General features: G+C 52.8%; 1 rRNA gene. It reads left to right on the top strand.

Going from position 1 to position 3,054, the window contains the following annotated elements:
* Positions 1 to 99: 99 nt before the first annotated feature.
* Positions 100 to 3,032 (top strand): 23S ribosomal RNA (locus tag DP119_RS15745).
* The last annotated feature ends 22 nt before the right edge of the window (positions 3,033 to 3,054 follow it).

The following is a 3,054-nucleotide window of genomic DNA, read 5'->3' as shown; positions in this document are numbered from 1 at the left end:
ACTTGTTCTTTGAAAACTGGATAGATCGACATTGATTAAGAAACAAGCATCAAGTAGCGTGATCGCTTTGCGATCAACTTATTTTTTTGACCATTCAGTGGTTAAGTTAATAAGGGCGCACGGTGGATGCCTTGGCACTAGGAGCCGAAGAAGGACGGCACTAACACCGATATGCCTCGGGGAGCTGTAAGTGAGCTGTGATCCGGGGATTTCCGAATGGGGAAACCCACTGTTCGTAATGGAGCAGTATCCATGTGTGAATACATAGCACATGAGAAGGCAGACTCAGGGAACTGAAACATCTAAGTACCTGAAGGAAGAGAAAGCAAATGCGATTCCCCAAGTAGCGGCGAGCGAAACGGGATCAGCCCAAACCAGAAGGCTTGCCTTCTGGGGTTGTAGGACACTCTATACGGAGTTACAAAGGAACGGATTAAGCGAAGCGACCTGGAACGGTCCGCAAGACAGGGTAATAGCCCCGTAGCTGAAAGTTCGTTCCCTCCAGAGTGGATCCTGAGTACGGCGGAACACGAGAAATTCCGTCGGAATCCGGGAGGACCATCTCCCAAGGCTAAATACTCCCTAGTGACCGATAGTGAACCAGTACCGTGAGGGAAAGGTGAAAAGCACCCCGGAAGGGGAGTGAAATAGATCCTGAAACCGTGTGCCTACAAGTAGTTAGAGCCCGTTAATGGGTGATAGCGTGCCTTTTGTAGAATGAACCGGCGAGTTACGATTGCATGCAAGGTTAAGGTGAGAAGCCGGAGCCGCAGCGAAAGCGAGTCTGAACAGGGCGAGTGAGTATGCAGTTGTAGACCCGAAACCAGGTGATCTACCCATGTCCAGGGTGAAGGTAAGGTAACACTTACTGGAGGCCCGAACCCACGCACGTTGAAAAGTGCGGGGATGAGGTGTGGGTAGCGGAGAAATTCCAATCGAACCTGGAGATAGCTGGTTCTCTCCGAAATAGCTTTAGGGCTAGCCTCAAGAAGAGAATCCTGGAGGTAGAGCACTGTTTGGACTAGGGGCCCATCCCGGGTTACCGAATTCAGACAAACTCCGAATGCCAGTGATTTATGCTTGGGAGTCAGACTGCGAGTGATAAGATCCGTAGTCAAGAGGGAAACAGCCCAGACCACCAGCTAAGGTCCCCAAATATCCGTTAAGTGGAAAAGGATGTGGCGTTGCTTAGACAACCAGGATGTTGGCTTAGAAGCAGCCATCATTTAAAGAGTGCGTAATAGCTCACTGGTCGAGTGACACTGCGCCGAAAATGTACCGGGGCTAAACGGATTACCGAAGCTGTGGATGGACATCGTAGATGTCCGTGGTAGGAGAGCGTTCTAAGGGCGTTGAAGTCAGACCGGAAGGACTGGTGGAGCGCTTAGAAGTGAGAATGCCGGTATGAGTAACGAAAGACGGGTGAGAATCCCGTCCACCGAATGCCTAAGGTTTCCTGAGGAAGGCTCGTCCGCTCAGGGTTAGTCGGGACCTAAGTCGAGGCCGATAGGCGTAGACGATGGACAACAGGTTGATATTCCTGTACCACCTCCCCGCCGTTTGAGTAATGGGGGGACGCAGAAGGATAGGGTGAGCGTGCCGTTGGTTGTGCACGTCCAAGTTGTGAGATGAGAAACGAGGCAAATCCCGTTTCTATATAACATCAAGCAGTGATGGCAAGAGGTTTGACCTCAGAGTCCCTGATTTCACACTGCCAAGAAAAGCCTCTAGCGAGGCGGGAGGTGCCCGTACCGCAAACCGACACAGGTAGGCGAGAAGAGAATTCTAAGGTGAGCGAGTGAACTCTCGTTAAGGAACTCGGCAAAATGACCCCGTAACTTCGGGAGAAGGGGTGCTCTGGTAGGGTGAATAGCCCGAGAGAGCCGCAGTGAATAGGCCCAGGCGACTGTTTAGCAAAAACACAGGTCTCTGCAAAACCGTAAGGTGACGTATAGGGGCTGACGCCTGCCCGGTGCTGGAAGGTTAAGGGGAGTGCTTAGCGCAAGCGAAGGTGCGAACCGAAGCCCCAGTAAACGGCGGCCGTAACTATAACGGTCCTAAGGTAGCGAAATTCCTTGTCGGGTAAGTTCCGACCCGCACGAAAGGCGTAACGATCTGGGCACTGTCTCAACGAGAGACTCGGTGAAATTATAGTACCTGTGAAGATGCAGGTTACCCGCGACAGGACGGAAAGACCCCGTGGAGCTTTACTGTAGCCTGATATTGAATTTTGGTGCAACTTGTACAGGATAGGTAGGAGCCAGAGAACCCGGAGCGCCAGCTTCGGGGGAGGCGTCGGTGGGATACTACCCTGGTTGTATTGAACTTCTAACCCACAAGCCTAAGCGGCTTGGGAGACAGTGTCAGGCGGGCAGTTTGACTGGGGCGGTCGCCTCCTAAAGAGTAACGGAGGCGCTCAAAGGTTCCCTCAGAATGGTTGGAAATCATTCGCAGAGTGTAAAGGCACAAGGGAGCTTGACTGCGAGACGGACAGGTCGAGCAGGGTCGAAAGACGGACTTAGTGATCCGGTGGTTCCGCATGGAAGGGCCATCGCTCAACGGATAAAAGCTACCCCGGGGATAACAGGCTTATCTCCCCCAAGAGTCCACATCGACGGGGAGGTTTGGCACCTCGATGTCGGCTCATCGCATCCTGGGGCTGTAGTCGGTCCCAAGGGTTGGGCTGTTCGCCCATTAAAGCGGTACGCGAGCTGGGTTCAGAACGTCGTGAGACAGTTCGGTCCCTATCCGTCGCGGGCGCAGGAAATTTGAGAGGAGCTGTCCTTAGTACGAGAGGACCGGGATGGACACACCGCTGGTGTACCAGTTGTTCTGCCAAGAGCATCGCTGGGTAGCTATGTGTGGCCGGGATAAGTGCTGAAAGCATCTAAGCACGAAGCCCCCCTCAAGATGAGATTTCCCATTGCGCAAGCAAGTAAGATCCCTCAAAGACGATGAGGTAGATAGGTTCGGGGTGGAAGCGTGGCGACACGTGCAGCTGACGAATACTAATCGATCGAGGACTTAACCAACAAACTGAAACGCAAGTTTCCC

The organism is Planococcus maitriensis (genome assembly GCF_003289925.1).
In the GTDB taxonomy this organism is placed as follows: domain Bacteria; phylum Bacillota; class Bacilli; order Bacillales_A; family Planococcaceae; genus Planococcus; species Planococcus maitriensis.
This window is presented reverse-complemented; position numbering and strand designations above follow the sequence as displayed.